The 19071-nt window shown below is 61.8% G+C and carries 18 protein-coding genes; 6 read left to right on the top strand and 12 right to left on the bottom strand.

Going from position 1 to position 19071, the window contains the following annotated elements; translation table 11 throughout:
- Positions 1-11 precede the first annotated feature (11 nt).
- Positions 12-1415: an aminoacyl-tRNA deacylase and HDOD domain-containing protein gene (locus tag ACTJJN_RS13395; RefSeq protein WP_012054109.1), complete on the top strand. Its 1404-nt coding sequence runs from the start codon at positions 12-14 to the stop codon at positions 1413-1415.
- Positions 1416-1593: 178 nt separating this feature from the next.
- Here ACTJJN_RS13395 and ACTJJN_RS13390 read toward each other — a convergent pair whose 3' ends face one another.
- From ACTJJN_RS13390 to ACTJJN_RS13375, 4 genes are all read right to left on the bottom strand, one after another.
- Positions 1594-1968: a helicase gene (locus ACTJJN_RS13390; protein ID WP_161773576.1), complete on the bottom strand. Its 375-nt coding sequence runs from the start codon at positions 1966-1968 to the stop codon at positions 1594-1596.
- 148 nt (positions 1969-2116) lie between these two features.
- Positions 2117-2416 (bottom strand): HU family DNA-binding protein, encoded by a 300-nt coding sequence (locus ACTJJN_RS13385; RefSeq protein ID WP_003253355.1) that lies wholly within the window; start codon positions 2414-2416, stop codon positions 2117-2119.
- A 187-nt stretch (positions 2417-2603) separates the two neighbouring features.
- Positions 2604-3752, bottom strand: coding sequence for an NAD(P)/FAD-dependent oxidoreductase (locus ACTJJN_RS13380; protein WP_088512619.1), 1149 nt, complete (start codon positions 3750-3752; stop codon positions 2604-2606).
- A gap of 16 nt (positions 3753-3768) precedes the next feature.
- Positions 3769-3936: a rubredoxin gene (locus ACTJJN_RS13375; RefSeq protein ID WP_003253349.1), complete on the bottom strand. Its 168-nt coding sequence runs from the start codon at positions 3934-3936 to the stop codon at positions 3769-3771.
- 225 nt (positions 3937-4161) lie between these two features.
- Between ACTJJN_RS13375 and ACTJJN_RS13370 the strand changes: the two genes are divergently transcribed.
- Both ACTJJN_RS13370 and ubiA read left to right on the top strand, forming a co-directional pair.
- Positions 4162-4719 (top strand): chorismate--pyruvate lyase family protein, encoded by a 558-nt coding sequence (locus tag ACTJJN_RS13370; protein WP_012054112.1) that lies wholly within the window; start codon positions 4162-4164, stop codon positions 4717-4719.
- On the top strand, positions 4719-5609 hold the full coding sequence (ubiA, locus tag ACTJJN_RS13365; RefSeq protein ID WP_004575206.1) for a 4-hydroxybenzoate octaprenyltransferase: 891 nt from the start codon (positions 4719-4721) through the stop codon (positions 5607-5609). The genes ACTJJN_RS13370 and ubiA overlap by 1 nt, the downstream gene beginning before the upstream one ends.
- A gap of 120 nt (positions 5610-5729) precedes the next feature.
- Here the strand turns inward: ubiA and ACTJJN_RS13360 are convergent, their stop codons facing one another.
- Positions 5730-6101, bottom strand: a complete 372-nt coding sequence (locus tag ACTJJN_RS13360; RefSeq protein ID WP_440781327.1) for a COG4315 family predicted lipoprotein — start codon at positions 6099-6101, stop codon at positions 5730-5732.
- A gap of 173 nt (positions 6102-6274) precedes the next feature.
- Here ACTJJN_RS13360 and phoB point away from each other — a divergent pair, with 173 nt between their 5' ends.
- The 3 genes from phoB to ACTJJN_RS13345 all read left to right on the top strand — a co-directional run bounded on the left by phoB (position 6275) and on the right by ACTJJN_RS13345 (position 9834).
- Positions 6275-6964: a phosphate regulon transcriptional regulator PhoB gene (gene phoB / locus ACTJJN_RS13355; RefSeq protein WP_003253341.1), complete on the top strand. Its 690-nt coding sequence runs from the start codon at positions 6275-6277 to the stop codon at positions 6962-6964.
- A gap of 48 nt (positions 6965-7012) precedes the next feature.
- On the top strand, positions 7013-8320 hold the full coding sequence (gene phoR, locus ACTJJN_RS13350; protein WP_003253338.1) for a phosphate regulon sensor histidine kinase PhoR: 1308 nt from the start codon (positions 7013-7015) through the stop codon (positions 8318-8320).
- Between the two features lie 173 nt (positions 8321-8493).
- The gene (locus tag ACTJJN_RS13345) at positions 8494-9834 is read left to right on the top strand and encodes a hemolysin family protein (protein ID WP_003253336.1); all 1341 of its coding nucleotides are present in this window, start codon (positions 8494-8496) and stop codon (positions 9832-9834) included.
- Between the two features lie 120 nt (positions 9835-9954).
- Here the strand turns inward: ACTJJN_RS13345 and ACTJJN_RS13340 are convergent, their stop codons facing one another.
- From ACTJJN_RS13340 to ACTJJN_RS13310, 7 genes are all read right to left on the bottom strand, one after another.
- Positions 9955-10851 (bottom strand): peptidoglycan DD-metalloendopeptidase family protein, encoded by an 897-nt coding sequence (locus ACTJJN_RS13340; protein ID WP_012054114.1) that lies wholly within the window; start codon positions 10849-10851, stop codon positions 9955-9957.
- A 146-nt stretch (positions 10852-10997) separates the two neighbouring features.
- Positions 10998-11882, bottom strand: a complete 885-nt coding sequence (locus ACTJJN_RS13335) for a response regulator (protein ID WP_440781326.1) — start codon at positions 11880-11882, stop codon at positions 10998-11000.
- 163 nt (positions 11883-12045) lie between these two features.
- Positions 12046-12816 (bottom strand): phosphate signaling complex protein PhoU, encoded by a 771-nt coding sequence (gene phoU / locus ACTJJN_RS13330; protein WP_003253329.1) that lies wholly within the window; start codon positions 12814-12816, stop codon positions 12046-12048.
- Between the two features lie 101 nt (positions 12817-12917).
- Positions 12918-13751 (bottom strand): phosphate ABC transporter ATP-binding protein PstB, encoded by an 834-nt coding sequence (gene pstB, locus ACTJJN_RS13325; RefSeq protein WP_003253327.1) that lies wholly within the window; start codon positions 13749-13751, stop codon positions 12918-12920.
- 72 nt (positions 13752-13823) lie between these two features.
- Positions 13824-15440 carry a phosphate ABC transporter permease PstA gene (gene pstA / locus ACTJJN_RS13320; RefSeq protein ID WP_178085893.1) on the bottom strand — a complete coding sequence of 539 codons (1617 nt, stop codon included), beginning with the start codon at positions 15438-15440 and terminating at the stop codon, positions 13824-13826.
- Positions 15441-15511: 71 nt separating this feature from the next.
- The gene (locus ACTJJN_RS13315) at positions 15512-17800 is read right to left on the bottom strand and encodes an ABC transporter permease subunit (protein WP_440781325.1); all 2289 of its coding nucleotides are present in this window, start codon (positions 17798-17800) and stop codon (positions 15512-15514) included.
- Positions 17801-17938: 138 nt separating this feature from the next.
- Positions 17939-18937, bottom strand: coding sequence for a phosphate ABC transporter substrate-binding protein PstS (locus ACTJJN_RS13310; protein ID WP_014861173.1), 999 nt, complete (start codon positions 18935-18937; stop codon positions 17939-17941).
- Between the last annotated feature and the right edge of the window lie 134 nt (positions 18938-19071).

Genomic DNA, 19071 nt, shown 5'->3' with positions numbered 1-19071 from the left:
GGATACGGACCATGACTGAAGTTGCCCTGGACACCGCAACCCCACACGCCCCCTCCGTCATCAGGCTGCTGCTCGACAAGCTCGGCGTGCCCTACCGCCAGGTGGTCGAGCACTCGCACCTGCCTGCGGCTTCGCGGGTGCAGGCTGTCCTTCTCGACGACGAGGTCGGCGCCCTCATGGTGCTGTTCCCGCAGAGCCACCTGCTGGACCTCAACCGCCTGGCCGAGCTGACCGGGCGCAAGCTGACCGCGGTGTCGGTGCCGCGCCTGAAGCAGATGCTCGACAAGCACCACCTCAAGGCCCTGCCGGGCATCCCGGCACTGACCAGCTCGCCATGTCAGTACGAAAAGAGCCTGCTCGACGCCGAAACTGTCTTTATCCAGTCAGGCGAAGCCGGCCTGTTGCTGGAAATCGAACGCGCACACTTCAAGCGCATGCTGGCCAAGGCCAGCGCCAGCAGCTTTGGCCAGCAAGTCGAAGCGATCAGCCCCAATCTCGACCGCCCCGATGACGACACCCGGGAAATCACCGATGCGGTCCAGGCCTTCACTGCCCGACGCATTCAGAAACGCCTGGAAGAAACCATCGAAATTCCACCGCTCGCCGACACCGCGCAGAAGATCATCAAGCTGCGGGTAGATCCCAACGCCAGCATCGACGACATCACCGGCGTGGTCGAAACCGACCCGGCGCTGGCGGCGCAGGTGGTGAGCTGGGCTGCATCGCCCTACTATGGATCACCGGGCAAGATCCGCTCGGTGGAAGACGCCATCGTGCGTGTGCTGGGTTTCGACCTGGTGATCAACCTGGCCTTGGGCCTGGCGCTGGGCAAGACCTTGAGCCTGCCCAAAGACCACCCGCAGCAGGCCACGCCCTACTGGCAACAATCGATCTACACCGCCGCGATCATCGAAGGCCTGACCCGCGCCATGCCGCGCGCAGAACGCCCCGAGGCCGGGCTGACTTACCTGGCCGGGCTACTGCACAACTTTGGCTACCTGCTGCTGGCGCACGTGTTCCCACCGCATTTTTCGCTGATTTGCCGCCACCTTGAGGTCAACCCGCATTTGAACCACACCTATGTGGAACAACACTTGCTGGGCATCAGCCGCGAACAGATCGGTGCCTGGCTGATGAAGCTGTGGGACATGCCAGAAGAGCTGTCGACTGCCTTGCGCTTTCAGCACGACCCAGCCTACGACGGCGAATATTTCGCGTTCCCCAACTTGGTGTGCCTGGCCACCCGCCTGCTGCGCTCGCGAGGTATAGGCTCAGGGCCGCAGGAAGAGATTCCTGACGAGCTGTTGGAACGCCTGAGCATTACCCGGGACAAGGCTGAGGATGTGGTGAACAAGGTGCTCGAAGCCGAGAACCTGTTGCGTGAGCTGGCTTCGCAGTTCCACGCACCGCATTAAGCATTAACACATAGTCTGTGGCAGCAACTGTCTTGCTCAATTTCTAAGAGCTGGCGCGATTGGACTGTGGGAGCGGGCTTGCCCGCGAACACCGGCGAAGCCGGTGCCATGCACCGCGTCGCTTGTTTCGCGGGCACGCCCGCTCCCACAGGTAAAGCATGGGCATCCCCGTCGGGTTTCAGCCTTTCTTCTTGGGTTTCAGGTATTTCATCAACCCTTGGAACCACATCACCAGCGCCGGATTGCCCTTGATCTGGATGTGCTTTTCCTGAATCCCCTGCATGAACGCCAGCTGCTTGTTACCCGCCTGCATGGTGGCGAAGCCATAAGCGGCGTCCCTGAAGGCAATGGCGAACGCCGGCTGTGGGTGCGCGCCGCCCTTGCTGCTGATGCGCTCGTTGTTGACGATGAAGTGTCGGGCGACCTTGCCGTCCAGGGTCTGCATCTGGAACACCAGGTCCTTGCCCTTGAGCTGCTGCTGGAATGCGGGGTTATTACGGCTGGCCCTGGCCATCAACAGCCCCATGGCCCAGAGAAGAAAGCGGAACTTCATCAACGCGCCTCGAATGAAAAGTGACTAAGGCGCGCAGTTTATCCTTTTCCAGAACTATTTATGCAAATTCGAAACATTTTGCCTGCAGAAAGCACAACGGGCGCCTTGAGGCGCCCGCTTGGCCGACACTGGGGTTGTCAGGGAGCGATCACTTGCCTTTCTTGGCTGGCTTGGCGGGGGCGTTAACGCTGTCGCGCAGGTTCTTGCCAGGCTTGAAGGCCACGGTATTGCTGGCCTTGATCTTGACCGGTTCCCCAGTTTGCGGGTTCTTGCCGGTACGCGCGCCGCGATGACGTTTTTCGAAGGTGCCGAAACCGACCAGGGTCACGGTGTCCTTGTCCAGGGCACCGGTGATGCTGTCGAGAATCGCGTTCAAAACCTGATTGGCCTTTTCCTTGGTCAGATCAGCCTTATCGGCGATGACGGCGGCGAGTTCTGGTTTGCGCATAGTGAAGCCTCTTTGACGGAATTCTTGTTGTTATGCCGTGCTGCCTCTGGGAGCAGCGCTCAAGGCACCGCAGGCTCTAATCTGCGGCAGACGGGAGTGAGAATGGCACGAGCTCAGGGGCCGCGCCAGTATCTGGGCGGCCATTGTGCAGGCAACAACAGGATAAATCCGACAGAACAGCCGCTATTTACGCCATAACCGCTGGTAACTGACGATTCAGCGCCAGCTTATCCATCACCGCCGCTCCGGTCAGGGCGTAGCCCAGCAACTTGCCGTCGGCATCAAGGCAAAGCACCTTGAGGTCACTGCCCTGCCCCTCTACCTGCCAGGTGCCTTCGCAACCCTGTGGCGCTGGCGAGACGACCAGCGGACAGGCCGGGGTTTTCACGGTGATAGGCATCGGCCCGTAGGAAACTACCGTCGGCTTGCCGGCCAGGGTTTGCGCCAACGCCCGGGCACAGCTCATCAGCGGCATCACGTACAGCAGGTTGATGCCATCGACTTCGGCACAGTCGCCAAGGGCGAAGATGTTGGCGTGTGATGTACGTAGCTCGCGGTCTACGCTTACACCTCGATTGGTCTGCAGCCCAGCTGCGGCAGCCAGGTCGGTACGTGGGCGCAGGCCGATGGCCGAAACCACCAGGTCGCAGGCAATCACGCTGCCATCCGACAGGTGCGCCTCCAGGCCTTGGGTCACCTGCTGCAGGCGGGTCAGCACCGGCCCCAAGTGAAAGCGTACTCCCAGCCCCTCCAGCCCACCCTGTACAGCCGCCGCGGCGGCCGGGTGCAGCAGGGTCGGCATGACCTGTTCACACGGCGCCACAACGTCGACCTTGAAACCACCCAGGCTCATGTCGTTTGCGAATTCGCAGCCGATCAGGCCGGCGCCGAGGATCAGGACACGCTGCTTGCCCGCGGCGGCAGCACGGAAGCGCGCGTAGTCCTCCAGATCGTTGATCGGGAATACCAGATGGCCGCCATCACCCTCGATCGGCACCTGCACGGTCTGCGCCCCCCAGGCCAGCACCAGATCGCGGTATTCCACGGCTTCTTCGCCGATCCACAGCCGCTTGTGGCCCGGGTCGATGCCGCTGATGCGGGTATGGGTGCGGACCTCGGCGTTCAATTGCTCGGCCATGGCACCCGCCTCAGCCATGCACAGGCCGTCGGCGTCCTTCTGCTTGGCAAAGCCCATGGAAAGCATCGGCTTGGAGTACGAACGACCATCGTCGGCGGTGATCAGCAACAGCGGCGTCTGCGTATCGAGCTTGCGAAATTCACGGGCCAGGTTGTAGCCCGCAAGGCCGGTACCGATGATTACCACAGGGGACGTCATGTCGTGCTTTCCTCGATTAACCGATGGAGATCATTTCAAAGTCGCTTTTGCCGACGCCACAGTCGGGGCACAGCCAGTCCTCAGGCACATCCTCCCAACGGGTGCCGGGGGCGATGCCGTCGTCGGGCCAGCCTTCGGCTTCGTCGTAGATCAGGCCACAGACAATACATTGCCACTTTTTCATCAGGTCTATTTCCTCGGTTCGGGCTGGGGCTTGTGTTGCGGCTGATGGCCTCTTGGCGGGCAAGCCCGCGCCTACAGTGACCGCGCAGGCCGGGCGGGCTTGCCCGCGAATGGGGCCAGCGCGCAATGCGTGGGGGCTTTGTAGCGGCCCTGCCGGCAGTATGCAAGCAGTTGGGGCAATCATGCTAAGCTCGCCGCCTCTCTGGCTGTAACAAAGCATACCGACGTGTCGTACGAATCCCCGCAAGCAGCCGCTGTCGCGTGGCTGCCGTATTCACAGCTGGCGACCGACATCGACCAGCCTACCCTTGACTGGCTGTTCGACGAGGGCTCGCTGACCCGCCGCCTGACCCGTCTGTCCATCGATCACTTTTCCGTCACCCCGCTGTTCGAGGGCTGGCAGCCGCTGCGCGATGACGAATGCCAAGCGCTGGGCATCGCTGCTGGCGCCGAAGGCTGGGTGCGCGAAGTGTACCTGCGCGGCCATGGCCAACCTTGGGTATTCGCCCGCAGCGTGGCCAGCCGCAGCGCCCTGGAACGTGGCGGTCTGGACCTGGAATCCTTGGGCAGCCGCTCGCTGGGCGAGCTGCTGTTCTGCGACCAGGCGTTCATCCGTCATCCACTCGAAGTGTGCACTTATCCACAGGCCTGGCTGCCGTCCGAAGCTGCACATGCGGCGCTGTGGGGCCGCCGCTCGCGCTTCGAGCGCAACGGCCTGGACCTGCTGGTGGCAGAAGTGTTTCTGCCGGCATTGTGGCAAGCGGCCAAGGAGGAAAACCGCTGATGTACCTGCAACTGCTCAAGTCGCTCAACCGCCTGCATCCACGGGCCTGGGACTTCGTCCAGCTCAGCCGCATGGACCGGCCGATAGGCATCTACCTGCTGTTGTGGCCGACCCTGTCGGCAGTGTGGATTGCCGGCAATGGGTCACCCACCCTGGCCAATGTGCTCATCTTCGGCCTTGGTGTGGTGCTGATGCGCGCCGCCGGCTGCTGCATCAACGACTTTGCCGACCGCAAGGTTGACGGCCATGTCAAGCGGACCGCCGACCGCCCCCTGGCCAGTGGCCGGGTGCGGCCACGCGAGGCGCTGACACTGTTCGCGATTCTGGTCGGGGTGAGTTTCCTGCTGGTGCTGTGCACCAACAGCCGCACCGTCTGGCTGTCGTTCGGGGCGGTGGCCTTGGCGTTCTGCTACCCGTTCATGAAGCGCTACACCTACTACCCGCAGGTGGTGCTGGGGGCGGCGTATTCGTGGGGCATTCCCATGGCTTTCACAGCCGCTGGCGGTGAATTGCCGGCCGGCGCCTGGCTGCTGTATATCGCCAACCTGCTGTGGACGGTGGGTTATGACACCTATTACGCCATGGTCGACCGCGATGACGACCTGAAAATTGGTGTGAAATCCACTGCGATCCTGTTCGGCGACGCTGATCGCAGCATCATCCTGACCCTGCAGTTGCTGTCGCTGGGCTGCCTGTTGCTGGCCGGTAGTCGCTTCGACCTGGGTGGCTGGTTCCACCTTGGGTTGCTGGGTGCGGCGGCGTGCTTTGCCTGGGAATACTGGTCAACGCGCAAGCTGGACCGGGAATCGTGCTTCAAGGCATTTCTGCACAACCACTGGGCGGGGATGCTGGTGTTTATCGGAGTTGTACTGGATTACGCGTTGCGCTGAGTAGTTTGGGGCTGCTGCGCAGCCCATCGCGATACAAGGCCCCACACATTGCTCGGCGTACGTCGAACCATGTGGGAGCGGCCTTGTGTCGCGATGGGCCGCACAGCGGCCCCGGCTATCTCAAGGCTTGGCAACGTGCCAGACGTCTTTCATGCCGTCACCGGTCATGTCACCGGCCTTCTTGTCCTTGATGAACGTATACAGCGGCTTGCCGTCGTAAGCCCACTGCATCGAACCGTCGTCACGCTCTACATGGGTCCATTTATCCTTCGGTGCTTCGTCTTCTTTCTTGACCATCAACGGTGGCCAGTTCTTGGCGCACTCGCCATTGCACATCGACTTGCCACCCGCATCCTTGTCAAAGGTGTACAGGGTCATGCCGGCCTCATCGACCCACTTGCCATCCTTCTCCATGGCATGGTGGGCCAACGCCACCCCCGGGAGCGCCAACACAGTGAAAAGGGCCATCCAGCTCAGCGTATGTCGTGTCATTGGATTCACCATTGTTTCGGGGGGAAATGAGTTCGGGTTGCCATTAAAGCGGCCCTCTGTAGCCTAGTTCAGTCACGGAATGTCGCCAGAACGGCCAACACCCTGTCACACAGCTGCAATAATTCCGTTATCTAATGCGGGCCAAGACACCGAATCCAGGAGAGGTTTTGAGCATGGTAGGCAGGAACATTCTGATCGTCGACGACGAAGCGCCCATTCGCGAGATGATCGCCGTTGCCCTGGAAATGGCCGGCTATGACTGCCTGGAAGCGGAAAACTCCCAACAGGCACACGCGATCATCGTCGACCGCAAACCGGACCTGATCCTGCTCGACTGGATGCTGCCGGGCACCTCCGGCATCGAGCTGGCCCGCCGCCTGAAGCGCGACGAGCTGACCGGTGATATTCCGATCATCATGCTCACCGCCAAGGGTGAAGAGGACAACAAGATCCAGGGCCTGGAAGTGGGCGCCGACGACTACATCACCAAGCCGTTCTCGCCGCGTGAACTGGTAGCGCGACTGAAAGCCGTGCTGCGCCGCACGGGTCCGAGCGACAGCGAGGCGCCGATCGAGGTCGGCGGCCTGCTGCTCGACCCGATCAGCCACCGTGTGACCATCGACGGCAAGCCGGCCGAGATGGGCCCTACCGAATACCGCCTGCTGCAGTTTTTCATGACCCACCAGGAGCGCGCCTACACCCGAGGCCAATTGCTGGACCAGGTGTGGGGCGGCAACGTCTACGTCGAGGAACGTACCGTCGACGTGCACATCCGTCGCCTGCGCAAGGCGCTGGGTGAAGCTTACGAGAATCTGGTACAAACCGTCCGGGGCACTGGCTACCGCTTCTCGACCAAGAGCTGATCGAGCTCTGGAGCGCCAAGCTGCACATCGTTGTACAAGGATCGTCAATTGAACCAGAACTGGCATGCAACCCTGATTCGCCATCTGCTGTTGCTGATTACCGTCTGCCTGATCGGCGGGCTGGTCAGCGGCTACTATGGCTGGAGCCTGGCCATTGGCCTGGCGCTCTATCTGGGCTGGACCCTCAAGCAACTGCTGCGCTTGCACGACTGGCTGCGCAATCACCAACCCGACGAAGCACCGCCCGATGGCTACGGCCTGTGGGGCGAGGTATTCGATAGCATCTACCACCTGCAACGCCGCGACCAGCGCGTACGGGGCCGCCTGCAGGCAGTGATCGACCGGGTGCAGGAGTCCACTGCTGCGCTGCGTGACGCGGTGATCATGCTCGACAGCGACGGCAACCTGGAATGGTGGAACCGCGCCGCCGAGACCCTCCTGGGCTTCAAGACCCCACAGGACGGCGGCCAGCAAGTGACCAATCTGGTGCGCCATCCGCTCTTCAAAGAGTACTTCGAGGCAGAAAACTACCTCGAACCGCTGGAAATCCCGTCGCCAATCAATGACCGCATGCGTGTGCAGTTGCACATCACCCGCTACGGCAACAATGAACACCTGATGCTGGTGCGCGATGTCACCCGTATTCACCAGCTGGAACAGATGCGCAAGGACTTCGTCGCCAACGTGTCTCACGAGCTGCGCACGCCGCTGACGGTAATCACCGGCTACCTGGAAACCCTGCTGGACAACGTCGAGGACGTGAACCCGCGGTGGAGCCGCGCCCTGCAGCAAATGAGCCAGCAAGGCTCGCGCATGCAAACCCTGCTCAACGATTTGTTGCTACTGGCCAAACTGGAAGCCACCGATTACCCATCGGACAACCAGCCGGTGGCGGTCGATGCCCTGCTCGCCGCCATCAAGAACGACGCCCAGGCCCTGTCCGGGCCGCGCAACCAGCGCATCAGCCTGGAAGCTGCGCCTGGCGTCAAGCTGAAGGGCAGCGAGTCGGAATTGCGCAGTGCCTTTTCCAATCTGGTGTTCAATGCAGTCAAGTACACCCAGGACGAAGGCAGCATCCGCATCCGCTGGTGGGCCGATGCCCAGGGCGCACACCTGTCGGTGCAGGACTCGGGGGTGGGCATCGATGCCAAGCACTTGCCACGCCTGACCGAGCGCTTCTACCGGGTAGACTCCAGCCGTGCATCGAATACCGGCGGTACCGGGCTGGGGCTCGCAATCGTCAAGCATGTGCTGATGCGCCACCGGGGCAAGCTGGAAATCAGCAGTGTACCGGGGCATGGCAGCACCTTTACCTGTCACTTTGCGCCAGCACAATTGGCCAACGAAAAGGCTTGAGATTGAGGCTGCTGCGCGGGCCTTCGCGGGCATGCCTGCTCCCACAGGGACTGCAATGAGTCCGCTGCCCTTTGCTTTTACGGCCCCAGCCGCTACATTGGATCCCCTGTGCCAGCAAAAGCTGGCACTTTTTTTCTCTCTATCTCAAAGACGGACCCCGTAAAAACTCCATCATGGACCCTTCCTCTGGCATTAGCCTCACCTCGTTATTCGCCGACTTCGGCATGATCATCTTTGCCTTCCTGCTGGTGCTGCTCAACGGCTTCTTCGTTGCCGCGGAGTTCGCCATGGTCAAGCTGCGCGCTACACGCGTAGAGGCCATCGCCGAAAAGCACGGCTGGCGTGGCAACATCCTGCGCAAGGTTCACAACCAGCTCGACGCCTACCTGTCGGCCTGCCAATTGGGCATCACCCTCGCCTCGCTGGGCCTGGGCTGGGTGGGTGAGCCCGCCTTCGCCCACCTGCTGGAACCATTGCTGGCCTATTTCGGCGTGGACAGCGCCGAGCTGGTCAAGGCGATCTCGTTCTTCGTCGCCTTCTTCGTCATCTCGTACCTGCACATCGTGGTCGGCGAGCTGGCCCCCAAGTCCTGGGCTATCCGCAAGCCAGAGCTGCTGTCGCTGTGGACCGCCGTGCCGCTTTACCTGTTCTACTGGGCGATGTACCCGGCCATTTACCTGCTCAATGCCAGCGCCAACACCATCCTGCGCATTGCCGGCCAGGGCGAGCCTGGCCCGCACCACGAGCACCACTACAGCCGCGAAGAACTTAAGCTGATCCTGCACTCCAGCCGTGGCCAGGACCCAAGCGACCAAGGCATGCGCGTGCTGGCCTCGGCCGTGGAAATGGGCGAGCTGGAAGTGGTCGACTGGGCCAACTCGCGTGAGGACATGATCAGCATCGACGCCCATGCGCCTCTGAAGCAAATCCTGGCCCTGGTGCGCCGCCACAAGTTCAGCCGCTACCCGGTGTACGACGCCGAGCGCGAAGAATTCACCGGCCTGCTGCACATCAAGGACCTGCTGCTGGAGCTGGCTGAGCTGGAGCACTTGCCGGAGACCATCGACCTGGAGGACCTTGCCCGGCCACTCGAACGCGTGTCGCGGCACATGCCGTTGGCCCAGTTGCTGGAGCAGTTCCGTAAGGGCGGCGCGCACTTCGTGCTGGTAGAGGAAGCCGATGGCAAGGTGATCGGCTACCTGACCATGGAAGACGTGCTGGAAGTGCTGGTGGGCGACATCCAGGACGAGCACCGCAAGACCGAGCGTGGCATTCTCGCCTACCAGCCGGGCAAGCTGCTGGTGCGCGGCGACACCCCACTGTTCAAGGTCGAACGCCTGCTGGGTATCGACCTTGACCATATCGAGGCGGAAACCCTGGCCGGGTTGATCTACGAGACGCTCAAGCGCGTGCCTGAAGAAGAGGAAGTGCTGGAAGTCGAAGGGCTGCGCATCATCATCAAGAAGATGAAAGGGCCCAAGATCGTACTGGCCAAGGTGCTGAAGCTGGATTGATGGCCAAGGGGCTGCTGCGCAGCCCATCGCGACGCAAGGCCGCTCCCACAGCTACAGCACCTGCCTCTGGCTATGTGGGGCCTTGTGTCGCGAAAGGCCTGCGAAGCAGGCCCGGCAATCTCAAGGGTTGCCGGCAGTGAAATCCGGCATCCCGCTGATCGGCCTGTCGAAGCGGTATGGTATCGACTCCAGCGCCAACCCCACATTGCGCTGCACCACAAAATGCAGGTGCGGCCCAGTGCTGTTGCCGGTATTGCCCGACTTGGCCAGCATCTGGCCCTGCCGTACCCGTTGCCCCTCCGCCACCACCACCGAACCACGCATCAGGTGAAGGTAGACGCCCATGGTGCCATCCGGGTGCAAAATCCTGACAAAGTTACCCGAGGGGTTGGGGCCGCGCCCGCTCTGGCTGTTCTGCGTCTTCACCACCACCCCTTCCCGCGCCGCGATGATGGGTGTGCCTTCGGGCATGGCGATATCCATGGCGTAGCGCCCTCGGGGCCCAAAATGACTGACACGGCCATTGGGGCCCTGAGTGACGCGGAACGGCCCGCCAATCCACGGGAACGCATAGCGGAAGCCTAGCGGCCGTTTGCCCGGATCACCCATGGCCTGCAGCAGGGTCGAACGGTAGTTCAGCAACAGCCCGGGCCGCCCCCTGAGCACACTGAGCATCTGCGTGGTGCGCGGCGGCAGCAGCCGGCGCACGATACGCGGGGCATCACCGCCTTGTGCGTTGACCAGGTTGTCCAGCCGCAACTCTACCTCTACCGGCACATGCAGCTCGTTTCGTGCCGAAAAGCTCACGCCACCGTCGAAGGTTTTCGCGTTCAGCAGTACCTGGCCTTCGAGCGTTTCGACCATGGGCTCGAGCAACACCAAGGGCTTGGCGCCGGGGCCAGGGCGGTCGGAATAGGAGACGACACCGGAATCGTCAGTGATCTTGTAGAGCGTCACGCCCTGGCTCGACGCCGAGGCCATGAGCAATGCACAGAACAGCAGCAGGCGCGCGGGCATGATAGTGGCTTTTTGACAGTTATGATCTGTCGAAGCCTAGCAGCGGGTTTTACGGTAGGTATTGCAGTTGGTCGGATGGGGCAACTCGGGCTTGGGCAGGAGCACCCGTGTGCTGCTCCTGCCCAAAGCATGACGCGGGGCCGGGGTCAGGCACCGGGGGTGAAGTGCTTCTGCGCAGTGCCGCGGGCAATCAACCGAGACAGGTAGTCGAGCTTCTGGGCATCCTGGTCGACAAACTTGAACGTCAACTGCAACCAGTCGCTGTCAGGTTTTGGCTCCAGCGCCGCCACCGCATGCAGGTAGCCGTTCAGGCGAGCAACTTCGGCACTTTCGCCCTGCTCCAGGTCCAGCACCGCACCTTCCAGCACCTGTGGCAGCACTTCGCTGCGGCGTACCACCAGCAGTGCCTCTTTCAGGCTCAACGCCTTGATCACGCATGGCTGCATGCCACTGGCCAGGCGCAGCTGGCCCTGGCCACGGCCGCTCGGCGCGGGGGCAGCAGGTGCGGGTGCGGCGACCAAAGGCTTGGCCGGTGCCGGCGCCGCCACCTTGACCGCTTCGGGCTTGCCCGCCGTCAGCGCGTTCAACGAATCGTTGGCAAACGCCGGGTTGGCTCGCGCCGGGCCGATGGCCATCAGGCTGTCGAGCTTACCGATCTTGGTCAGGGCTTTTTTTACCTTGGTCAGCAGTTGCTCGTTGGTGAACGGCTTGCCTACAAAATCGGAAACGCCCGCCTGGATCGCCTGAATGACGTTTTCCTTGTCGCCACGGCTGGTCACCATGATGAACTGCAGGTTCTTCAGTGCAGGCTGCTGACGGCACCAGGTCAGCAGTTCCAGGCCTGACATTTCCGGCATTTCCCAGTCGCAGAGGACCAGATCGAACGCTTCCTTGCCGAGCATGGCCATGGCCTTGCGACCGTTGATCGCGTCGTCGATGGCCATACCCGGGAAGGCATTACGCAGACACTTGCGGACCAGATCACGGATAAACGGGGCGTCATCCACGACCAGCACATTCACTTTACTCATCGATACTCCTTATGAATCCCGACTAGCCTACTGCCAAATGATGGCCATTTGCTACAACCTGGTCACGCCGGGACTTCTTCACATCGTTCGCGGGTGCCTGCCGGCTCTCGACCGCAAACGAAAACGCCCGGCCAAGGCCGGGCGTCGATGCTCGGGAGCAACCTTACTTATCGTCAGATTCACCCGGAACATTAGCCTTTTCGCCGTTGGCGACAGCAGTGCCCTGCACTTCTGCCGTCATGCGCTTGAGGCCCATGTGGCGCACGTCGGTACCGCGCACCAGGTAGATCACCAGTTCGGAGATGTTGCGCGCATGGTCGCCAATACGCTCCAGCGAGCGCAGCACCCAGATCACGCTCAGCACCCGCGAGATAGAGCGCGGGTCTTCCATCATGTAGGTCACCAGCTCACGCAGCGCGGTCTTGTATTCGCGGTCGATGGTCTTGTCGTACTGGGCCACCGACAGCGCCAGGTCGGCGTCGAAGCGGGCAAAGGCGTCCAGCGCATCCCGGACCATGTTGCGCACCTGGTCGCCAATGTGGCGCACCTCGACATAACCACGCGGCGACTCGCCCTCTTCGCACAGCTGGATGGCGCGGCGGGCGATCTTGGTCGACTCGTCACCGATGCGTTCCAGGTCGATCACCGACTTGGAAATGCTGATGATCAGGCGCAGGTCCGAGGCCGCTGGCTGACGGCGGGCGAGGATGCGCAAGCACTCCTCGTCGATGTTGCGCTCCATCTGGTTGATCTGCTCGTCAACCTCGCGCACCTGCTGGGCCAAACCAGAGTCGGCTTCGATCAGCGCGGTAACCGCGTCGTTGACCTGCTTTTCCACCAGCCCGCCCATGGCCAGCAGGTGGCTGCGCACCTCTTCCAGCTCGGCGTTGAACTGCTGGGAAATGTGATGGGTAAGGCTTTCTTTGTTGATCATCGTTTTGTCCTTTGGTAGCGCGGCCCTGTAGGAGCGGGTTCACCCGCAAACACCGGCAACGCCGGTGCCAGACACCGAGGTGCCTGTTTCGCGAGCGGCGCTTAGCCGTAGCGACCGGTGATGTAGTCTTCGGTCTGCTTCTTCGCCGGGTTGGTGAACAGGGTATCGGTATCCCCGAATTCGACCAGTTTGCCCATGTACATGAACGCGGTGTAATCCGAAACACGCGCCGCTTGCTGCATGTTGTGGGTCACGATGACGATGGTGTACTTGGATTTCAATTCATAGATCAGTTCTTCGACCTTCAAGGTCGAGATCGGGTCCAGCGCCGAGCACGGTTCGTCAAGCAGCAGCACCTCTGGCTCCACGGCAATGGTGCGGGCGATGACCAGACGCTGCTGCTGGCCACCGGACAGGCCCAGCGCCGACTCGTGCAGGCGGTCCTTGACCTCGTCCCACAAGGCCGCGCCCTTCAACGCCCACTCGACGGCTTCATCAAGCACGCGCTTCTTGTTGATGCCCTGGATGCGCAGGCCGTAGACCACATTCTCGTAGATGGTCTTGGGGAACGGGTTCGGCTTCTGGAACACCATGCCCACACGCCGGCGCAGTTCGGCAACGTCTTCACCCTTGCGGTAGATGTTGTTGCCGTACAGGTTGATGGCACCTTCCACACGGCAACCGTCAACCAGGTCGTTCATCCGGTTGAAAGTGCGCAGCAGGGTCGACTTGCCGCAGCCGGATGGGCCGATGAAGGCGGTCACACGCTGCTTCGGGATGTTCATCTGCACGTCGAACAGCGCTTGCTTGTCGCCATAGAACAGGCTCAGGCCCGGCACTTCGATGGCCACGGTTTCTTCAGCCATTCGCAGGCTTTGCTTGTTGCGGCCCAGGGCAGACATGTCGATGCCATGGGTGTGGGAATCTTGCTGCATGGTCAACTCCATACGCTATCAAGTCGTTTCAAAGGGCCGCCCGGCTTAAGGGCGGCACGCTTGCAATCAGGGTCAGCCGTCCAGTGCCTTGTACTTCTCGCGCAGGTGGTTGCGAATCCACACGGCAGAGAGGTTGAGGGTCGCGATCACCAGCACCAGCAGCAGCGCAGTGGCATAAACCAGCGGCCGCGCAGCTTCGACGTTCGGGCTCTGGAAGCCGACGTCATAGATGTGGAAGCCCAGGTGCATGATCTTCTGGTCCAGGTGCAGGTACGGGTAGTTACCATCCACCGGCAGTGACGGCGCCAGCTTCACCACACCTACCAGCATCAGCGGCGCCACTTCGCCGGCGGCACGGGCCACGGCGAGGATCATGCCAGTCATCATGGCCGGGCTGGCCATGGGCAGGACGATTTTCCACAGGGTCTCGGCCTTGGTTGCGCCCAACGCCAGCGAGCCCTCACGCACGGTGCGCGGAATTCGCGCCAGGCCTTCTTCGGTGGCCACGATCACCACCGGCACCGCCAGCAATGCCAGGGTCAGCGATGCCCACAGCAGGCCCGGGGTGCCCAGGGTCGGCGCCGGCAGCGCTTCGGGGAAGAACAGGCGGTCGATCGAGCCGCCCAGCACATAGACGAAGAAGCCCAGACCGAACACACCGTAGACGATCGCAGGAACACCGGCCAGGTTGTTCACCGCAATGCGGATAAGCCGGGTGACCGGGCCCTGCCTGGCGTATTCACGCAAGTACACGGCAGCCAGCACGCCAAACGGGGTAACGATCACGGCCATGATCAGGGTCATCATCACGGTACCGAAGATGGCCGGGAAGATACCGCCCTCGGTGTTGGCTTCACGCGGGTCGTCGCTGAGGAACTCCCAGACCTTGCCGAAGTAGGTGCCCAACTTGGTGAACGCCGACATGCCGTTCGGCTGGACAGCATGCACTACCTTGCTCAGGTTGATTTCCACTTCACGGCCGTTGCCATCCCGGGCCACCAGGCTGTCGCGGGAAAAAGCCTGGTGCAGGCCGGTCAGGCGGTCTTCGATGGCCTTGTAGCGGCTGTTCAGTTCGGCACGGTCGGCGTCCATGTCGGCCTGGGCGGCGGCGTCCAGCTTGCCGTCCAGCTCCAGCTTGCGTGCTTGCAGGCGCAGGCGCTCAAGGCCATGGTTGATGGCACCGATGTCCTTCTTCTCCAACTGCTGCAGCTCGCTGTTGAGCTGGTTGGCACGCTTGAGGCGGGCCTGCAGTTCGCTCCAGGCAGTGGGGCCTTCAGCAACCACGCGGCCTTGTTCCTTGACGCTGACCAGGTAGCCATAGAAGTTGCCCCACTCGCGGCGCTCAAGGGCCATCAAGTCAGCCGGGCGCTGTTCGTCGACCAGCCAGTCGCCGACCACCCAGGTAAAGTCGCTGCCATTGAGGTCGCGGTTACCCACCTTGATCAGCTCGCGGGTCATGAACTCCGGCCCCTGGTCAGGCACTGGCAGGCCAGCCCCCTTCAGACGAGCACGGGGTACTTCCTCCTTCTGCACCACTTCGCCAATGACAACGTGATCGGCCTGGCCCGGCACCTTGTAGGTGGCCTGGACAAGATCGGCTGGCCAGAAGTGGCCCAGGCCGCGCACGGCGATCACCGCCAGCAGGCCGACGGTCATGATCACGGCCATGGCCACCGCGCCGCCGCTCATCCAGACGCCTGGGGCGCCGCTCTTGAACCAGCCTTTGAGGGAATCCTTTTTCACGGATCGCTACCTTTCTATCAAAGCGACGAGTATTTCTTGCGCAGACGCTGGCGAATCAGCTCGGCCAAGGTGTTCATGATGAAGGTGAACATCAGCAGCACCAGGGCGGCCAGGAACAGCACGCGATAGTGGCTGCCACCGACTTCCGATTCCGGCATTTCCACAGCCACGTTGGCGGCCAGGGTGCGCATGCCCTCGAACAGGTTCATCTCCATCACCGGCGTGTTGCCGGTAGCCATCAGCACGATCATGGTCTCGCCTACCGCACGGCCCAAGCCGATCATCAACGCCGAGAAGATGCCCGGGCTGGCGGTGAGGATGACCACGCGAGTCAGGGTCTGCCAAGGCGTCGCGCCCAGTGCCAGCGAGCCCAGGGTCAGACTGCGCGGCACACTGAACACGGCATCTTCGGCAATCGAGTAGATGTTCGGGATGACCGCGAAGCCCATGGCGATACCGACTACCAGGGCGTTGCGCTGGTCGTAGGTGATGCCTAAATCGTTGGTGATCCACAGGCGCATGTCGCCGCCGAAGAACCAGCTTTCCAGGTGCGGGCTCATGGTCAGGGCGAACCAGCCGGTGAACAGGATGACCGGAATCAGGATCGCCGCTTCCCAACCATCCGGTACACGCAGGCGGATCGACTCCGGCAGCCGGCTCCAGAAGAAGCCGGCCAGCAGGATACCGATCGGCATCAGCAGGAACAGGCTGAACACACCGGGCAGGTGGCCTTCCAGGTACGGGGCCAGGAACAGGCCGGCGAAGAAGCCGAGGATCACCGTCGGCATCGCTTCCATCAGCTCGATCACCGGTTTGACCTTGCGGCGCATGCGCGGGGCCATGAAGTAGGCGGTGTAGATGGCTGCGGCAATGGCCAGCGGGGCGGCCAGGATCATGGCGTAGAACGCGGCCTTCAGGGTTCCGAAGGTCAGCGGCGACAGGCTCAGTTTGGGCTCGAAGTCAGTGTTCGACGCGGTCGATTGCCAGACGTATTTCGGCTCGTCGTAGTTCTCGTACCACACCTTGCCCCACAGCGCGCTGAACGAAATTTCCGGGTGCGGGTTGCGCAGGCTCAACGGCAACAACTTGCCGCCTTCTTCGATGATGATGCGGTTGGCGCGTGGCGACAGGGCCAGCGTGCCAGGGCCTTCGGCAGCCGGCTCTACCAGCAGGGTTCGGTGTGCAGTGCTGTGGAACACGCCCAGTTTGCCTTCGGCGTCGAGGGCGATGAAGCCCTTGCGGCGCTCTTCGGCGTCGATTTGCACGATCGGCGCATTGCCCAATTGGAAGGTACGGATCTGCTTGAAGCGCGATTCGCCATCCGGGTCACGGGCCATGAACCACTGGGCCACCCCGCCCTTGGAGTCACCGATGATCAGCGAAATGCCGCCAACCAGCTGGGCCGTGGCAGTAATTTCGGTGTCGGCGCTATCAGACAACTTGTAACGGCCGTTGAGGCTCTTGTCGCGCAGGCTGAACACGTCGGCCGTGGCGCGGCCGTTGATCACGTACAGCCAGTGCTGGCGTGGGTCGATGAAGATATTCTTCACCGTCTCGGTCATTTGCGGCAGTTCGATGCGGTTCTGCTCGGTGGTGACCTCTTCGGTCATCATGTTTTCCGTGCGCGTCAGCTCGACCACCTGCAGCTGAGCACCGGTAGAGCCGGCCAGCAGCAGGGTGTCACCATTGACGTTGACGCTGACGTGGTCCAGCGCGCGCCCCTGCTCGTCGAGCACGAACGATTGCTCGCCATACGGATAGTCGATGCCAGGGGTGATGGTTTTCTTGTTGTCCGGGTAGGTGATCTTGTAGGTGTGGTGGAACACCAGGGCCTGACCATTGGACAAGCCCAGCACCACCAGCGCGCTACCCGGCTGGTCAGTACTGATGGACGTGACCTGGGTGTCCGCCGGCACTGCCAGATCGACACGCTTGAGTTCGTTACCGGTCTTGGTATCGAAGAACAATGCCTGGCCCTTGTCCGAAACACGCATCCCCACCTGATTCTGCTCTTCAAGCGCGATCATCAGTGGCTTACCGGCATCCTGCTGCAGCCATGTCGGCTCCAGGGCTTTCTTGCTGGTCAGCTCGGCGCCCTGGAACAGTGGCAACACCACATAAGCCAGGTAGAAGAAGATCAACGTGATTGCCGCCAATACGGCAAGCCCGCCTACCAGCACATACCAGCGGGTCAGGCGGTCCTTGAGCGCGCGCATGCGGCGCTTGCGTTGCAACTCGGGCGTATTGAAATCAATGCGCACGGGCTGGGAGTTTTGGGTCATGTTGGAATTGGCCAGATCATTCATGCGCACACCCTAGCGGTCCCGTGTGACAAAAACATTACAAAGTGGTGACGCGCGAAAGCCCGCCGCACAGGGGACCTGGCTTCGGACTGGAAATTCGTGGAAGAGGCCGGGCTGTGGCACCGGCCTCCTCTTAATTACTTACTTCTTTGCAACGTTACCGGCGTGCGACAGGCCCAGGTCAGCCAGAGTCTTGTCGACGACTTTGGCCGGCAGCGGGATGTAGCCATCCTTCACCACCACCTGCTGGCCCGCTTGCGACAGCACCAGCTTGACGAACTCGGCTTCCAGCGGGGCCAGAGGCTTGTTCGGCGCCTTGTTGACGTAGACGTACAGGAAGCGCGACAGCGGGTAGGTGCCGTTCAGGGCGTTGGCTTCATTGTCTTCAATAAACTCACCGCCGTCTTTCTTGGCCAGGGCTACGGTCTTCACGCTGGCGGTCTTGTAACCGATGCCCGAGTAGCCGATGCCGTTCAGCGAGGAGCTGATCGACTGCACGACCGAAGCCGAGCCAGGCTGTTCGTTGACGTTAGGCTTGAAGTCGCCTTTGCACAGGGCTTCTTCCTTGAAGTAGCCGTAGGTGCCCGATACCGAGTTGCGGCCGAACAGCTGGATTGGCTTGTTGGCCAGGTCGCCGGTCACACCGACGTCGCCCCAGGTCTTGATCTCGGCCTTGCCACCGCACAGGCGAGTGGAAGAGAAGATGGCGTCAACCTGAGCCATGGTCAGGCCCTTGATTGGGTTGTCCTTGTGCACGAACACGGCCAGGGCGTCGACGGCGACCGGGATGGCGGTCGGCTTGTAGCCGTACTTCTGCTCGAAGGCTTGCAGCTCGACGTCCTTCATCTTGCGGCTCATCGGGCCGAGGTTGGCGGTGCCTTCGGTCAGCGCGGGTGGCGCGGTAGAGGAGCCGGCAGCCTGGATCTGGATGTTTACGTTCGGATATTCCTTCTTATAGGCCTCGGCCCACAGAGTCATGAGGTTCGCGAGGGTGTCGGAACCGACGCTGGAGAGGTTGCCCGAAACACCCGTGGTCTTGGTGTAGGTCGGGATCGCAGGATCGACAGCGGCTACCGCGTTGGCGGTTGCAACGCCAGCGGCGGCAAAGGTAAGGGCCGCCATCAAACGCTTCAGTTTCATGCCTTGCTCCTAGCAGGAATATTGGGGTGTTGGATGGAACGGACCCAAGTATCGGCAGGCCGCATGAACACGATATGACTTCATTATGACAATTGGATGAAAGGCCATCACTGAAAGCAGGTGTGGCCTCTTCG

It is taken from the genome of Pseudomonas sp. 22515 (assembly GCF_052044625.1).
In the GTDB taxonomy this organism is placed as follows: Bacteria; Pseudomonadota; Gammaproteobacteria; order Pseudomonadales; family Pseudomonadaceae; genus Aquipseudomonas; species Aquipseudomonas alloputida.
The sequence above is the reverse complement of the archived record's forward strand: the minus strand, read 5'-3'. Positions and strand labels throughout refer to the sequence as shown.